13 protein-coding genes are annotated in these 15132 nt (G+C 59.7%); 9 read left to right on the plus strand and 4 right to left on the minus strand.

Going from position 1 to position 15132, the window contains the following annotated elements:
• Positions 1 to 149 precede the first annotated feature (149 nt).
• Positions 150 to 503 carry a YtxH domain-containing protein gene (locus FFV09_RS14875; protein ID WP_141448555.1) on the minus strand — a complete coding sequence of 118 codons (354 nt, stop codon included), beginning with the start codon at positions 501 to 503 and terminating at the stop codon, positions 150 to 152.
• Between the two features lie 226 nt (positions 504 to 729).
• Here FFV09_RS14875 and FFV09_RS14880 point away from each other — a divergent pair, with 226 nt between their 5' ends.
• The 4 genes from FFV09_RS14880 (at position 730) to FFV09_RS14895 (ending at position 7257) form a co-directional block, all read left to right on the plus strand.
• Positions 730 to 4254 (plus strand): S-layer homology domain-containing protein, encoded by a 3525-nt coding sequence (locus FFV09_RS14880; RefSeq protein ID WP_141448556.1) that lies wholly within the window; start codon positions 730 to 732, stop codon positions 4252 to 4254.
• Between the two features lie 624 nt (positions 4255 to 4878).
• Entirely contained in the window at positions 4879 to 5538 is a 660-nt protein-coding gene (locus tag FFV09_RS14885; protein ID WP_141448557.1) for a M48 family metallopeptidase, read from the plus strand.
• 142 nt (positions 5539 to 5680) lie between these two features.
• Positions 5681 to 6478, plus strand: a complete 798-nt coding sequence (locus FFV09_RS14890; RefSeq protein WP_141448558.1) for a WD40/YVTN/BNR-like repeat-containing protein — start codon at positions 5681 to 5683, stop codon at positions 6476 to 6478.
• 161 nt (positions 6479 to 6639) lie between these two features.
• Positions 6640 to 7257 carry a LysE family translocator gene (locus FFV09_RS14895; protein ID WP_141448559.1) on the plus strand — a complete coding sequence of 206 codons (618 nt, stop codon included), beginning with the start codon at positions 6640 to 6642 and terminating at the stop codon, positions 7255 to 7257.
• Positions 7258 to 7293: 36 nt separating this feature from the next.
• Here FFV09_RS14895 and FFV09_RS14900 read toward each other — a convergent pair whose 3' ends face one another.
• Positions 7294 to 8103, minus strand: a complete 810-nt coding sequence (locus FFV09_RS14900; RefSeq protein WP_141448560.1) for a polysaccharide deacetylase family protein — start codon at positions 8101 to 8103, stop codon at positions 7294 to 7296.
• A 269-nt stretch (positions 8104 to 8372) separates the two neighbouring features.
• Here FFV09_RS14900 and FFV09_RS14905 point away from each other — a divergent pair, with 269 nt between their 5' ends.
• The 5 genes from FFV09_RS14905 to FFV09_RS14925 all read left to right on the plus strand — a co-directional run bounded on the left by FFV09_RS14905 (position 8373) and on the right by FFV09_RS14925 (position 12537).
• A complete protein-coding gene (locus FFV09_RS14905; RefSeq protein ID WP_141448561.1) occupies positions 8373 to 8948 on the plus strand; it encodes a hypothetical protein in 576 nt (191 codons plus the stop codon).
• Between the two features lie 116 nt (positions 8949 to 9064).
• Positions 9065 to 9937 carry a hypothetical protein gene (locus FFV09_RS14910; protein ID WP_141448562.1) on the plus strand — a complete coding sequence of 291 codons (873 nt, stop codon included), beginning with the start codon at positions 9065 to 9067 and terminating at the stop codon, positions 9935 to 9937.
• A gap of 180 nt (positions 9938 to 10117) precedes the next feature.
• On the plus strand, positions 10118 to 10471 hold the full coding sequence (locus tag FFV09_RS14915; protein WP_141448563.1) for a DUF2087 domain-containing protein: 354 nt from the start codon (positions 10118 to 10120) through the stop codon (positions 10469 to 10471).
• Between the two features lie 12 nt (positions 10472 to 10483).
• On the plus strand, positions 10484 to 11839 hold the full coding sequence (locus FFV09_RS14920) for an MFS transporter (protein WP_141448564.1): 1356 nt from the start codon (positions 10484 to 10486) through the stop codon (positions 11837 to 11839).
• An 83-nt stretch (positions 11840 to 11922) separates the two neighbouring features.
• Positions 11923 to 12537, plus strand: coding sequence for a DUF2087 domain-containing protein (locus FFV09_RS14925; RefSeq protein WP_141448565.1), 615 nt, complete (start codon positions 11923 to 11925; stop codon positions 12535 to 12537).
• A gap of 165 nt (positions 12538 to 12702) precedes the next feature.
• On the opposite strand, the gene FFV09_RS14930 is transcribed toward FFV09_RS14925, so the two are convergent.
• Positions 12703 to 13113: a DoxX family protein gene (locus FFV09_RS14930; protein WP_141448566.1), complete on the minus strand. Its 411-nt coding sequence runs from the start codon at positions 13111 to 13113 to the stop codon at positions 12703 to 12705.
• Positions 13114 to 13297: 184 nt separating this feature from the next.
• Complete coding sequence (locus FFV09_RS14935; RefSeq protein ID WP_141448567.1) at positions 13298 to 14992, minus strand: cellulase family glycosylhydrolase; 1695 nt, start codon at positions 14990 to 14992, stop codon at positions 13298 to 13300.
• Positions 14993 to 15132: the final 140 nt, after the last annotated feature.

Consider the following 15132-nt stretch of genomic DNA (forward strand, 5'->3'; position numbering starts at 1 on the left):
AGCCCTCTCTTTTATTGTAAAGGTCCCAGGCTTGGAAGGCCAGTTCCTTCACGGGTTTGTCGGAAATGCGATGTGGCGGCAAAAGAAAAAGCCCTCCGCCTCGAATCGAGGCAAAGGGCTGGCTTAAGCATCGCATAAGGAAAGCGAACTTAGATGCTGCCTGCGCTTCCGTCGGTCGGCTTGCCGTTCGTGCCCGACGTGCGGACGGAATCCTGCACGTTCGACTTGACTTCGCGCGCCGCGGATACGGTATCTTCCTTGAGTTCTTTGACCGCGCCCAGCGTTTCCTTGACGACTCCGGTCACTTCCTGGCTTTTCTCGGCGAGGGCGTGACCTTTTTCGTTCATTTGCGGGCCGGCTTCGCGCAGCGCTTCGACCGCGTCGAGCACGGTGTGGCGAATCTCTTCGCCTTTTTGCGTAGCGACGATCAGGGCGGCTCCGGCACCGATGAGCGCGCCTGCGGCGGCACCGATAGCGGCTGTAGTAATAAACGATTTTTCCATGATTAAAATCTCCCTTCGATTAAAAGTCTCTGCCTTGTTATTACCCGGTTAGCGGCATCTCTAACGGATAAGTTTTCTTTTTGCGTACGTGAATATATCGGTAAATGGTGACAATGACCTTTTTTACATAGGTCTTTATCTGAAAAAACGCAGCGTTAACATTGCATTGTTATGCTGAAGCCACTGGACACGGGTTCGGTAATACATATACATCGGGGAGAGAATCATGCTTAAGACTTGGTCACGCGCAATATCCGTAGTTCTGGCCGTTATTTTGCTGCTGGGCGTTTTGAGTCCGGGCTTGGGAACGGGCCGGGCACAGGCGGCAGCGAACGAAGAACAAGCCTTGAACGACGGAACGATTAGTCAGACAGTAGTCGAAAACGTTTACGATGGAACCGGGGCCTCCGGCCGTCCGGAATCGATCACGCTGAGTTTCAACGGCGATCCGTCCACGAGCCTGGGCTTTGCCTGGTACGCGCCGGAGCAAGTCACGGGCACCAAGCTGGAAGTGGTCGAAGCTTCCAAATGGACCGGCGGAGCTTTCCCGGCCGACAGCGCGGTCTCGTATGAAGGCACCTCTGTCGTCACGGCTGTCTACGAGAACCTGAACGACAAAAATGCGAATCAAAGAACGAACTATAGCAGCCACAAAGTGGTGGCAAGCAACCTGAAGCCGGCGACCGCTTACGCTTACCGCGCCGGAGACGGCACGGAGAACAACTGGAGCGAAGTGTCCACGTTCACGACGGAGCGGACAGGCCGCGCGGACTTCGACTTCCTGTTCACGACCGATTCCCAGGGCACGACCCAAAACGATTTCGAGATCTGGAACACGGTGCTCGAAGCCGGAATAGGCAAATTCCCGAAATCGGAATTCATCGTTATTTCCGGCGATGAAGTCGATCACGGCGATCGCGAAGAACAGTGGAAATGGTTTTTCGGCGAAGCCCGCAAGATTTTGACCACGCTGCCGCTGATGCCGGCCGTAGGCAATCACGAGAGCAAAAACTACGGCAATTTCGCGACGCATTTCAATCTGCCGAACCTGGCGGGAACGGGAGCGAAGCCGGACGGTTCCGTCTATGCGTTCGATTACGGCCCGGTCCATTTCATGGTGCTGAACACGGAATACTCCGGCAGCAGCCAGACGCAGGAGACGCGCGAAGTGTACGAGAAGCAGGTACAGTGGCTGCGTAACGAAGCGAAAAACACCGACCAAAAATGGAAAGTCGTCGTCCAGCACAAGGCGCCTTATTCGGTAGCCAGCCACGTGGACGATACGGACGTCAAATATTTCCGCGAAAACCTGACGAAAGTGTTCGACGAACTGGATATCGATCTGGTGCTGAGCGGTCACGACCATACGTATACGCGCAGCTACCAGATGTATGAGAACAAGCCGCTCACCGACATCAAGGCGGGCCAGGACGGATTCGTACAAAATCCCGAAGGAACGCTGTACCTGATCACGAACGCGGCCGGCAAAAAAATGTATCAGCCCAAACCGAACCGCACGTTCGATTACGCGGCCAAGTACGGTCAGCCGAACCTGCCGATGTTTACGGGCTTCCGCGTAACCGGCGACACGCTGAGCTACGAGACGTACACGGTCAATCCGGACGGCACCTCGGATCTGTACGACCAATACGGCATTCGCAAGACCGATCCGATCGTCGAAACGCCGAAAGTCAGCAAAGTTACGGCGACGTTCCACGGCGACAGCCGCACGTCGAGAGGCTTTGCGTGGTACACGCCGCAGTCCGTCATGGGCACGGATGTGCAGATCGCAGCGAGCAGCGTCAGCGGCGCAGCCGATTTCTCGAACGCGCTGTCGTTCAAGGGCAGCAGCTACACGGCGACCAATTCCCCGACGGAAAAAGTGCATAAAGCGACAGCTTCCGGTCTGGCGGCCGGCACGACTTACGCCTACCGCGTAGGCGACGCTTCGATCAATATGTGGAGCCAGACCGGTACGTTCCGTACCGACGACGGCAATACTTCGTTCACCTTCATCGATCTGGCCGATACCCAGGCCAAAGAAGAAGACGAAGCTTCCCTGTCCGCAGAGACGCTGAGAAAAGCGCTCGCGACCGTGCCGAATGCCGAATTCGTCGTGCATAACGGCGATATCGTCGACACCGGAACGAACGAAGAACAGTGGAACTGGCTGCTGGGCCATTCGCAAGACAGCCTGCTCAAGACGACGATCGCGCCGTCGGCCGGCAACCACGAAGACGAGAACTACGCCTTTATCGATCACTTCAATCTCGATACGCCGGCAGGTTCGGCCACCGAGACGGGCGCGTATTATTCGTACGATTACGGCAATGCGCACTTCGTCGTGCTGAACTCGAACGAAGATTCGGCGGAGTACGCCAACTTCTCGGCGGCTCAGGTGCAGTGGCTTCAAGACGACGTGAACGCCGCAAAAGCGAAAGGCGCGCAGTGGATCGTCGTCAATATCCACAAAGGCCCTTATACGACGTCGAACCACGCGACCGACAAAGACATCATCGGACCGAACGGCGTCCGCAGCAAGATTGCGCCGCTCATGGCGCAGCTCGGCATCGACTTCGTCGTGCAGGGACATGACCATATCTATGCCCGCACGAAGCCGATCACAAGCGACGGAACGGCCGGCCAGGCCGCCGTCATCAAAGAAAGCGTCGGCGGAGAGAGCGTGGAATACACGGTCAACCCGGACGGCAGCATCTACCTGATCCCGGCCACCGCCGGTGCCAAAGTGTATTACAAAAACCAAAAGCCGGCGCTCGGCGACGCTTACTACGCTCTGTTCAACCGCGCCGAAGAAAACCATGCCGCGAAGTATGGTCCGGACCCGACCAACGCTACCCGTCCGGTTCGCGGACAGGTGCAGAACTTCGTCGCGATCACGATCGACGGCGGCCGCCTGACAGCGACGACGTACGAAATCGATCAGCAAAAAGATAACGGCGCCGCTATTCCTTTTGTAATCGATCGCTTCGGCATCGTCAAACAAACGGCAGCGCCGGGCGGAGGCACGCCGTCCGTCCCGCAGGACCCGAATACGCCGGCTCCGACGTTCCCGGTTCCTTCGACGCCGTCTCCTGCGGCGCCGGTGACTCCGGTCCCGGCTGCGCCGGCTCCAACGGCACCGACACCAACGGCACCGACTCCGACGACTCCGGTCCCTGCGGTACCGACGCCAGGCCCGGCCGATAACGCAGGATCGGCGCAGCCGGCACTTGGCGACATCGCTGGCCACTGGGCGGAATCGGCTGTGCGCCGCGCGGTATCCGCCGGCTTCGTCAACGGCTACGCAAACGGCGATTTCCGTCCGAACAGCCCCGTCACCCGGGCCGAGTTCGTGACGATGATCGTTCGCGCGCTCGATCTTCCGGCTTCGACGGCCACGCCGTCGTTCACGGACAACAGCCGCGTAGGCGCATGGGCCGCACCGCAGATCGCCGCGGCGGTCGAAGCGGGCCTGATCAGCGGATACAGCGACGGCACGTTCCGTCCGGGCAGCGCCATGACGCGTGCCGAGCTGACCGCGACGATCGTGCGGGCGGCGAAGCTGCCGCTGGACCCGTCGGCGAAGCTGTCGTTCGCAGACGCCGCGGACATCCCGAAATGGGCCGTGCCGTACATTGCGGCCGCCAACAAAGCCGGCCTGGCCGGCGGCGTAGGCGGAGAGCGTTTCGCTCCGAACAAGGAAGCGACGCGCGCCGAAGCGGTCAGCATGATCCTGGCCATGATGAAGTAACGCGAAGCCCAAGCGCGGGAAGTCCCGCTCGGGACCTGCCCGCCGCATCGAAACCCCCGACTCTCCGGAAGGAGAGTCGGGGGTTTTTGGTTTGCGGGGGCTTGCAAAGGCCGCGGGCTGCGGAGGCTTGCGGGGTTTGGCGAAGGCTTGCGGGCCTCGCCGGTCTTCGGGGTCTTACTGGACTCGACCTTGCATGGGCTTACCAGCTCTTATGTGCCCTTGCGGGCCTCGCAGGTCTTCGGGTCTTGCAGGACTGCGATTCGCCGGAAGCTAACGAATCCTCATACCGCTATTTGCCGATTTTGCGTCTTTTTCGCAAACTAACGAATCGTCATAGCCTTATGGACCGCCAAACGGTCATTTTAGCGCGATTTCGAGCCTATAGCGTGATGACGATTCGTTAGCGCCGGGGAAAGCGCGTTAGAGGACAAATAGCGCGCTCACGGTTCGTTAGAGGAATCTCATCCGCCGCAGCGCCCCGATCCCTCCGGAAACACGAATCGGGCCGGGTATGCGCGGCATTCCGGTTAAGCTTCCCGCCGGGATTTGCTTTTTTCGCGCGGCAGTTCTGCCTTACGTTCGAGACCGGTTCATTTGAACGTCTTTTTGCCCTATAATAAGGCCATGAACATTCAACATAACGACCACACCATCGAATTCCACGTCGAATATGCGAAACGCAAAAAAATCTACGTCCAGATCGAACCGAATGGGCTGGTGACCGTCAAAGCGCCGAACGGAATGCCCGAAGCCGAGATCCAGGCCGCCGTCGCGCAGCAGGCCGACTGGATCATCGAGACCCGCTCCAAACAGGACAAAGCGCGCGAAGCGCCGAAGCCCAAAGAATACAAAAAAGACGGCGAGGGCGAGTTTCTGTACCTGGGACGCCGCTGCCGGTTGGACGAGCTGATTCCGACGGAAGGGCGCACGGAAGAACAGCTGCGCGGCGACCTCAAAAAGTTCTATTTTTCCAGCTGCAAAAAAATCGTAAACGAACGGATCGGCCCGTACGCCAAACAGCTCAAAGCCGAACCGAAAGTCATCGAAATCATCGAATCCGCGAACAAATGGGGCAGCTGCGATTCGAGAAAAAGGCTGAATTTCAACTATTTGCTGGCGATGGCTCCGCCTTACGCGATCGACTACGTTATCGTGCACGAGCTGTGCCATATCCATCACATGAACCACGACCGCTCGTTCTGGCGCAAGCTCGGCAGCATCCTGCCGGATTACAAAGAGCGGGAAGCTTACCTGAACCGGTACGGCAATTTTATGGTGATGTAAAAGAACGCAAGCACTACGCCGTCCGGGGCCGGCCGAGAGTAGTTACCGAATTTTAACCGGCAAATGACAACGCAAGAGCGTGTTGTTACTTTCCAACTTCCATAGTTTGCTATACTTGCGGCGAACGAGGAGGTTGAACAACATGTACAAACGCTACGCACTTTCGATAAATGCCGGCTGGCTGGCCGCGCTGATGTTGGCCGGAAGCCTGCTTGCGGGCTGCTCCGCGCAGAGCGGATACTCCGACGCTGCTTCGCCTTTGCAAGTCACGCCTTCCGCCGTGGTCTACGAACCGCCCGCCGCGCTTGACGAATCGCAATCCGCTTCGGCTGTGCAGGCCGATCCGGCTCCGATCCGGGAATATTATTTGAATGACGGCCGTATCGGCTGGAAAATAGAAGCTCGAACCGACAGAACTTCCGGCGTGCACAACCGATTGTACCGAACCGAGAACGGCGGCGCGCAGTGGGTCAAGATCGACGATTCGAGAACCGGTTCTTTCCCTGCGGGAGCGGTAGGCGCCGTGCGCTTTACCGATGACGTGCAGGGCTGGGTCGCCGTCAATGCCGCGCAGACAGGCGATCCCGGTCTCTACGGAACGACGGACGGCGGAGTCTCGTGGAGCAGGACGCCGCTGCAAGTACCCGCCGATTTTGCCGACGCCCGGTTCGAACCCAAGACGCCGATCCGGTTCGAAGGCACACCGCTCGGCCTGTTTATCGCCCAGACCGACGGCGCGGCCGGCAGCCCGGAAACGAACCCGCTGCTGTTCTACGTTACGTCCGACGGCGGCGCCACCTGGTCCGATCCGATTCGCGGCGAAGCGGGCGAGCTGGACGGATTGCGTTGGCAAACGGAGCGCTTGAGCGACGGCACGGGCCGCAGCTGGTCGGTTACGATCGACGGCCGGACGTGGACATTCGAGCGCAGCGACAAGTGAATAAGCAAATCCAGACAGAGCCGGATCGCGATCCGGCTCTTTTTTGTGTGCGGATATGGAGCGCGGACTGCTTGCAGGCGGCATTTTGGGTTCCTTGCGGATCGCTTCCTGTCCGGTCTTTTATGATAGACTGAATGAAATTTGATTACCGGGAGGTCGCTATGGAACACTTTTCGCTGTTTGTGCTGATGTCGTTTTTGCTCATTTTGCTGCCCGGTCCCGATACGGGGCTGGCGACGCAAAACACGATCGTATACGGACGCAAAGGCGGCATTCAAACGGCGCTCGGCAGCGCGGGCGGCACCATGCTCCATACGCTGGCCGCCGTGCTCGGATTGTCCGCGCTGATCGTCAAGTCGGCGCTGTTGTTTTCGATTTTCAAATATGCGGGCGCTTTGTATTTGATCTACCTCGGGGTCACCTCGCTGATGGCTTTGCGCAGACCGAAGAACGCGCTGCCGCAGGCAGCGCGTCATGACGGCCGGTCGCCGCTGCTTCAAGGGCTGCTGACGAACATGCTGAATCCGAAAGTGGCGGTCTTCTTCCTGACGTTCCTGCCCCAGTTCCTGATTGCGGGAGCGAATCCGGTCGTACCGTTTCTGCTGATGGGGCTGACGTACACGGTCATGACGGTCGTCTGGATGGTGCTGTACGTCTGCCTGCTCGACCGAATCGGCGCCTGGATGAAGAGACCGAACGTACAGCGGGCGATGCAGGGCGTTACCGGATTCGTGTTGGTCGGATTCGGCTTGAAATTGGCGTTGGAGCGTCGGCCTTAACCGAAAAGGCCCGGGCGCTTCATGGACCGGTTACGCTTACGCGTCCAGCCGCTTCGTTTCCCCGCCGGGGATCTCGACCGGCGCTCCGTCGACCGTCACCCAGACGGACAGCGCCGACGGATTGCGTACGAGCGTGCCGCCTACGGCAAACTCCAGTCGGCGCAGCGCGTCCATATAATCGATGATTTCGATATTCGTCGCTGTCCAGACGTCGCTTCGTCCGGCCATCCGGGCGCAGAACTGCTCCATCTCGTCCCAGTTGCCGTCGTTGTCGAATTCGTAGCTGTGTCCCCACACGTAGAGCAGTGCCAGATTTGCGTAAGGCGGCGGCGGGTCGAGCGCGAGGAAGACTTCTCCGATCTCGGCCATCTGCTTGTGGTGGCAGGTCGGATGCCAGGTGAGCGGACGCTGCGGCAGCGCGAATTCCCCGGTCGCCTGCACGGTGCGGCAGTAGCGGATGCCGAGCGAGGCTAACGTGTCCGTCACTTCGTCGTTGTACGTACCGAACGGATACGACATGCCGCGCACCGGATAGCCGGTCAGTTCTTCCAGCGCGCCGCGGTCGTCCATCACTTCCATGACGAGCCGTTCGCGCGGAACGCGCTCCAGAAAAGGATGCGTCACCGTATGCGCCGATACCTCGTGTCCGGCATACAGACCGGCGACTTCCTCGTATTTGACGTAGCCCGGTTCGTCGAACTTGCCGGAGTTGAGATGGAACGTCGCTTTGAGGCCGTGCCGGTTGAACAGGTCGACGAGCCGCCGGTCCTGCGTCATGCCGTCGTCGTAACTGAAAGTGAGCGCTTTGTGGCGTCCGCCCGGAAAAAGGTTCAACAAAATGTTCATGGATATCCTCCTCGTCATAGGCACGGCTGCGTAAGGATCGAACAGAAAGCGTATTCGGTTCTTCGCTGCACAAGTCCACGACCAGAATACGCCGACCCGGTGCGACGGTCAATGCCGGAGAGAGGGGAGAGCTTTCTTTTTTCGCAAAAAAAGCCCGAAAAGCTCTACCTTTCGCCTGCCCAGCGGGTACAATAACGGTAAGAAGACGGATCGGAGGCGGGAGCGCCTGCCCGGACCGTTTCCATCCAAAGCAGCGGGAGGGACCGTCCATGTGGAGATTGTTTATCAAACCGGAGAAGAAGCAGCCCAAACGCCATGTGCCGACCAAAGAAGAGCAGGACGAAATTTGGTTTCGCTATTTTTACGAGACGCATCCCCGGCTTGAACTGAAAGAGTGGGCGCGCCGGCTGCACACGTTCCGGTTCTGCCGCGCGAATGCCGACCAGACCGGCGACCGGGACCGGCTGATGGCCGCGTTCCGCGTGCCTTCGCTCGAAGCGCTCGAAGAGACGTGCGCCCATCTCGGCATCGCGCTTGAGACGCTGCCCGAGACAGACGCCGCGAGCGCCGCGGCGGACCGGTTCCGTATTCAGGATCATCCGAACCTCAAGCAGCCCGGCCACCTGAAGCTGTTCAACCTGCCCGCCCACGTCTGGGTCCGGCCCGGCCGGCTGGTCATCACGATCTCGGATGCGGACAAACCGTTCGACGTCACGCCGCGCACGGTCAAGTCCGTCGAAGCGATCGAAGCCCGGCTTGGCTTTTTGGCGGAGCGGGCGATCGATCCTCCGTTGAACGACCGGCACTGCCTGTGCCCGAAGTTTTATCCCGAGTATTTTGCGTGATCGGCTCGGCGCTGTCCTACAAAGCCCTTTTGTAACGCCCCCGCCGCGTGGTACACTACATCAGTTGACTTTTACAGGCGGCCAAGCATTTACGCAATATAGGGGGAAAAACAGAAATGACGCTCGCACCACGCATTTACGCCACGATCCAGCATTTGTTTATGAAAGGCATTATAGAAACGGTTGAACTTCGCGACAAACCGGAGAGCGAAGAAGACGGCAAACGCACGTATCTGCTGACCGCGGACGGCAAACCGAAATACGCGCTGCGTATGGATACGCCGGAGAACGTCGCCATGTCCGAGCAGCTGTACAAAGCCTACCCGGACAGCCCGCTGCTGCCGAAATTGCTGTATGCCGATCCGGTCAAAGGATATATGGTCCAGCCTTACGTGGACGGCACGGCAGGCGAGAGCCGGGAAGCGCGCGGGTCCAAAAAAGCCTGGCTGCCGCTGCTCGTGACCGAGCTGCTGAACCGGTACGAGACGGACGAAGCCGGAGGCAAATGGGGCCGCTTGACGGAGCCGTGTTCGTCCTGGAGCGAGTTCAACGAACGCGAACTGTCCAAAGCGCGGGAGAATCTGGGCGGGCTGCAGCCGGCGGAAGATTGCGAACGCGTGGCGCTGCTGCTGGAGCCGCTGGCGGAAGCGGGCGGCAAATACCTGCTGCACGGCCATACCGACGCGCGCAATCTGGTGTTCCGCAGCAAGGAACTGGTCGGCGTTATCGAACCGCGGCCGACGGCCGGTCCGGTGCTGTACGATCTGGTGCAGGCTTTCTGCTCGACGCCGGACGATTTGTCGCTGGAAGTGCTGTTCGAAGCGTACGCGCAGCTGACGAGCCAGACGGTGGATCAGGAGCGGTTGGTGCAGGAAGCGCTGCTGCGCGTCTACTGCACGATGGGCGTCCGCGCCGCGGAAGGATCGGCCGAGCTGGACGAGTATATCGCCGCTTGGCAGTTCTGGCGGATGCTGCTGCCGGAAGCTTGAGTTTGACGGACAAAACGTTTGAAAAGAGGCTTTAAAAAGAATCTTAAAATCAAGTTTAAGGCGCGGCCGCGATGCGGTCGCGCTTTTTTTGCGTTGACAAGCGGGCGCTGCCCCGGTAATATCTAATTTAGCATTTAACTAATTAGATATATGTTAAATTAAAAACGAGGAGGCAGCCCCATGACGCAGCCCAAAACAGACTTCCAGCAGGACGCCAACCGAAACTTCGAGCAGGACCCCGACACCCGATTGCGCGACTCGGTCATCCGCCGTTTTTTCGATCGGGAAGGACGGCTCAAAAACATCCCGGCGCAGCTCAAGAAAAAACTGATCGTGCTGGAATATCTGGTGGAACAGCTGGAAATGGAACGAACCTACCCGGAATCGGAGATCAATGCTTTTATCCGCCTCGTGCATGACGATTACGCGACGATCCGGCGGGAATTTATCGTACAGGGCTTCATGTCGCGCAGCGACGAAGTCTACAAGCGCAATCCCTTGTCGGCGGCCCGGCGCTGGGAAGACCTGTCCTGAGGCGGCGAAGAGATGGGCGAACTGCTGGAATTATGGAAAAAAGAGCCGGCGTACCGCAAACTTGCGGCGGCCAATTTCGTCAGCGGCATCGGCGACTGGTTCAGCAGCGTGGCGATCTTGAGCCTGCTGCTCCAGCTGACCGGCTCCGGCATGGCCGTCGGCATTACGCTTGCGGCGAGAACGCTGCCGTTTCTCGTCATGGGCCCGATCGGCGGCCTGCTGGCCGACAAGCGCAGCAAGAAAAAGATCCTGCTGGTCTCGGATTTTGCCCGGATCGGCCTGGCGCTGTCGCTGCTGTGGGTCGACACGCCGGAGCGGATCTGGATCGCCTACGCCGCGACGGTCGGCCTCGTCGTCTTCTCGGCGCTGTCGCTGCCGGCCCGGCAGTCGCTGATTCCCCGGATCGTCAGCCCGGGTAATCTGCCGGCGGCCAACGCGTTCGACCAGACGCTGGGCGGCATGAACATGACGCTCGGCGCCATGCTCGGCGGAGCGGCCAGCGCGGCGTTCGGCCCGCAGGGGTCGTTCATCCTGAACGCGTTGACGTTCCTGCTGTCGGGGCTGCTGATCTGGAAGATGCCGGAGCCTCACGCGGCAGGTTCTGTCGAAGGCACGCGCCTGGCTTTCGAAGCCGGGGAGGGCGACGTTGCGGGCGCGGCGCCGGCGGCGTCGGTTGGAGCGGGCGTATCGGCGGCCCGGGATGCCGGGTCAGGCGCGATCAAGGCCGGCGAGCCGGCGCCAAGCGAGCGCGAGAATGCGGCGTTCTGGCGAACGTTCCGCCGCTCGGCGCTGATGAAGGTCGTGGCGATCCAGTCGATCGCCTGGCCGATCGGCGGCGGCGCGATCAACGTGCTGATCAGCGTATACGGGTATCAGGTATTCGCGGCGGGCGACCGGGGAGTCGGCATTTTGTACGGCTCGCTCGGCATCGGCTTTATTCTTGGCGGTCTGCTGGCGCCGTCGTTCAAACGCTGGCCGGTGCAGGCCGTGATCGCCGGCGCCGCCGCGGAAGGACTGGCGCATATCGGCGTCAGCGCCGCGCCGAACCTCATAGTCGGCGCGGCATTCATTCTGCTGGCGACGCTCGGCGGAGGGATCGCGAATGCGGCGCTGGCCACGCTGATGATGAGCGCGATCCCGGAGCGGGTGCACGGCCGGGCGTTCGCGCTGAACGAGACGTTGTCCAACGTCACGATGGGCGTCTCGATGCTGGCCGCAGGCATTCTGCTCGATTGGCTGCCGGCGCGCACGATCGGTCTGGGCGCGGGCGTGCTGATCGTGTTGTCCTGTATTCCGGCCCTGCGGCTGCTGCCGCTGCGCCGGCGGCTGAACGCGCAGGCGCTCGGGGCGGCTCCCCCAAAAAGCTAAAGCCGTCCCCCGGCTTGCTTCCGCCGCCGAATTCGTGCTTCAATTGGGACAGACAACAATGACCCGAGAGGAGTGCGGTTGGCATGCAATTGGAGAAACTGGTCGCTTACCACAAGGCGCTGGCCGATCCGACGCGGATTCGGATGCTGATCCTGCTCCGCGAAGGCGAACTGAACGGCCAGGCGCTGGCCCGGCGGTTGAGCGTGACGCCGGCGACCATTACGCATCATGCGGCGAAGCTGCGGGCGGCGAGCCTGATCCGGGAACGCCGGGACAAGAACACGATTTATTTTTCGCTCGACGACTATTTTATCCGCAGCAGCGGTTCGGCCACGGCGGAGCTGATCTACCGGCGCGGCGCGGACGGCGAAGCCGCCGAAGCCGAGCCTTCGGAACTTGAACGGCAGGCCAAACTGCGCGCTTCCGTGCTGAAAATTTTTTTGACGCCGGACGGCCGCCTCAAAAGCATCCCCGCCCAGCTCAAAAAGAAACTGATCGTGCTCGAAGAGCTGGTCAAGCGCCTGGAGCCGGGACGCCCATACGAAGAGCGGGAGATCAACGACTTCATCCGCTCGTTCCACGAAGATTTTGCCACGCTGCGGCGGGAATTCGTGATGCACCAGTACATGTTCCGCGCGGACGGCATCTACGAACTGAACCCGCCGGAGCTGTGGGCGCGGTGGGAGACGTTGAAGTGAGCGATGAAGCGGCGTGAAGAGGAGAGCTTTTCTTGAATAAAAGCGAAGAAGCGGCTCGGTAAAAAATCAAAAAAAGAAGCGCCCGGGCCACTTCCCCCGGACGCTTCTTTTTTTTCTGTGCGGACGGCCACGAAAACATGCGTCGCCTACCGGTTCGCCGCAAGCTTAACGCTTGTTTTTCGGCGGCCAGGTTGCCCACAGAATCCACCAGATGAACAGCGGCTGCACGAGCAGGCGGAGCCACAGATAGATCGGCGGCGTGTAATGTTGGCCCGGCATCGGAATGTTCATAATCGCCGAATAGATATTGGCCGGGAAGATGAGGACCAGGTAGATCGAGATGACGATGCCCATCAGCTTGCGGATCCGCGGCACGAACAGCAGGATCGCCAAGATCCATTCCACCACGCCGGTAACCCAGATCAACTCTTTGCGCAGCGGCACGAAGTCGGGCAGCATGGCGGCAAAGCCGATCGTTTCCTGAAAATGATAGATGCCCGCGGCCACGAACAGCAGCGCGAACAGAATCCGTCCGATCGTGCGCGGGACGGTAGTCGGGGGATTGCGGTCGTTCATCGCATTCAGCTCCTTGTCGGTCGGATAGTCGGGAAAAGGGAGTCGGTATTCAGACGCTGCGAATAAGAAGTATTACCCGGGCCGGCTCCCGCGTACGCCGATTCCGCGCATTTCGGCGCAGGCCGAACGCGAAAAAAAGCGCATCCGCCATTGATTGGCGGACACGCTTGCGGATGAAGTGGATTTAAGAAGCGGTTCCGGTGACGTTCGAACCGTTTTTCGTGATCGTGTACGTCACTTTTTCCCCGCTCCAGAAATGGAACGTCAATTTCACGCTGCCGTCGTTCGTCTCGGCGAAGAAGGCCGGCTGCAGCTTGATCGCGCCGCTCGTCGGCGTGAACGCCGTCTCGAACTCTTTGTAAGACGTCCAGTTTTGCGGGCCGGCATTGCCGCCGCCGGCATAGACGGCTTCCATCGTCGCGAGCTGGTCGCCGCCAAACGCGGTCGGAATAGAGAACGCGGACGTTGTGCCGCTTGTGTTCGACAGCTTCGGCGTCTGGTACAGCACGACGTTGAATTTCCAGTCCGCGCCGCCGTTGAACTTGGCGGTGATCACGGCGCTTTTGCCGAGCGTGCCGGAAGACGTCAGCTGGGACAGGCGCGACGCTTTGAACGTCAGGGCGCTGCCGCTGAGCGTGTAATCGGTGCCGGATTGCAGCGTCGTGCCGTTAACGCTAAGCGAGGAGAGCGTGCGGCCGTTCAGGTTGAGCGTCACGCTTTTGTCCTGCGCGGCGGCTCCTTTTTTCACGTGGATCAAATCGCTCGAAGCGGTGGCCGAACGGCCGCTCCAGGAAGCTTTGATGACGTTGAACAGGTCGGCATCGGACCATTTGTAGGTCGTGCGGCTGAAGTGCTGACCGTTATCCCACAGCATGGTAGCGATCTGCTTCTGCTTCAGGTAATGGCCGATATACTCGAAAAATTTCAGTTTCTCGCCCTGCTCGATAACGCCGGTGTTTTTGTCGAAGCCGAGCAGGCCGTATTCGCCGACGATGACCGGAATGCCTTTGGCCACGAAGGTGTTGTAGACGTTGTCGAACGTGGTCGTAATATCGTTTTGCACTTCCGCGTTGAACGTCGTGTAACCGGCGATGTTCACGCTGAACGGCCAGAAGCCGTAGTAGTGGACGGTCGCGATAATGTTTTTGTCGTTCCATTTGGAGATCGCGTTGTACGTCGCCGTCATGCGTTCCTGCGACGGGGACGCTTCCAGCGTCGAGATGACGAGCGGACGGGCCGTATTGCCGCCGCCGGAGTCACGCACGATTTTGTGGAACGAATCGTTCAGCGTATTGAGCAGCGCCTGCTGCTTGCCTTCGTCGGTCGTGCCGCCGTCGGTGAAGCGCGGTTCGTTGACGCTTTCGAACATCAGCTTGTTTGAGCTGCCTTTGAAGGCGTTTGCAATTTGCGTCCAGACGGCGTTGTATCGGGCCAGCGTCTGATCGCGGTTGTTCTCCATCTTGCTCAGCCAGACCCAGGAATCGTGATGCACGTTGACCATGACGTACAGATTGGCGTCGAGCGCCCACTGCGTCACTTCCTTGACCCGGTTCATGTAGGCGGCGTCGATCGTATAATTCGGCGCGCCGCCGATATGGGCATCCCAGGTGACGGGAATCCGGATGCTTTTATAGCCTTGAGCGGCGATATTCTGGATCAGTTCCTTGGTGATGCGGGGGTTGCCCCAGGCGGTCTCGTCTTGGCCGACGGCGTCGAGCGAGTTGCCCAGGTTCCAGCCGGGCTGCATCGCTTCCACATAGGATTGCATCGCGCTTTGCGGAGCGGCGGCGGATGCCGGAGCGGAGACAGGCAGCAGGGAGAGCAGCAAAGCAGCGGCGAGCGCCAAAGCGGCCAGCGGCTTGATCGTTCTTTTTCGCATGAATGAACTCCTTTTCGATAAGGGATTTCAAACGCCGAATATAGATGTAAGCGTTTGCTTGATACTAAAATAACATATTCAAAAATTTGGAAACACCCCTATAATCCGTCATGAATTCATGCGAAAATCGGAGATTGACA

The sequence above is a fragment of the Saccharibacillus brassicae genome, from assembly GCF_006542275.1.
Taxonomy (GTDB): domain Bacteria; phylum Bacillota; class Bacilli; order Paenibacillales; family Paenibacillaceae; genus Saccharibacillus; species Saccharibacillus brassicae.

Excerpts from the sequence above, each read along its gene's own strand:
- FFV09_RS14875 (WP_141448555.1), bottom strand. The coding sequence starts at position 503 with ATGGAAAAATCGTTTATTACTACAGCCGCTATCGGTGCCGCCGCAGGC.
- FFV09_RS14880 (WP_141448556.1), top strand. The coding sequence starts at position 730 with ATGCTTAAGACTTGGTCACGCGCAATATCCGTAGTTCTGGCCGTTATT.
- FFV09_RS14885 (WP_141448557.1), top strand. The coding sequence starts at position 4,879 with ATGAACATTCAACATAACGACCACACCATCGAATTCCACGTCGAATAT.
- FFV09_RS14890 (WP_141448558.1), top strand. The coding sequence starts at position 5,681 with ATGTACAAACGCTACGCACTTTCGATAAATGCCGGCTGGCTGGCCGCG.
- FFV09_RS14895 (WP_141448559.1), top strand. The coding sequence starts at position 6,640 with ATGGAACACTTTTCGCTGTTTGTGCTGATGTCGTTTTTGCTCATTTTG.
- FFV09_RS14900 (WP_141448560.1), bottom strand. The coding sequence starts at position 8,103 with ATGAACATTTTGTTGAACCTTTTTCCGGGCGGACGCCACAAAGCGCTC.
- FFV09_RS14905 (WP_141448561.1), top strand. The coding sequence starts at position 8,373 with ATGTGGAGATTGTTTATCAAACCGGAGAAGAAGCAGCCCAAACGCCAT.
- FFV09_RS14910 (WP_141448562.1), top strand. The coding sequence starts at position 9,065 with ATGACGCTCGCACCACGCATTTACGCCACGATCCAGCATTTGTTTATG.
- FFV09_RS14915 (WP_141448563.1), top strand. The coding sequence starts at position 10,118 with ATGACGCAGCCCAAAACAGACTTCCAGCAGGACGCCAACCGAAACTTC.
- FFV09_RS14920 (WP_141448564.1), top strand. The coding sequence starts at position 10,484 with ATGGGCGAACTGCTGGAATTATGGAAAAAAGAGCCGGCGTACCGCAAA.
- FFV09_RS14925 (WP_141448565.1), top strand. The coding sequence starts at position 11,923 with ATGCAATTGGAGAAACTGGTCGCTTACCACAAGGCGCTGGCCGATCCG.
- FFV09_RS14930 (WP_141448566.1), bottom strand. The coding sequence starts at position 13,113 with ATGAACGACCGCAATCCCCCGACTACCGTCCCGCGCACGATCGGACGG.
- FFV09_RS14935 (WP_141448567.1), bottom strand. The coding sequence starts at position 14,992 with ATGCGAAAAAGAACGATCAAGCCGCTGGCCGCTTTGGCGCTCGCCGCT.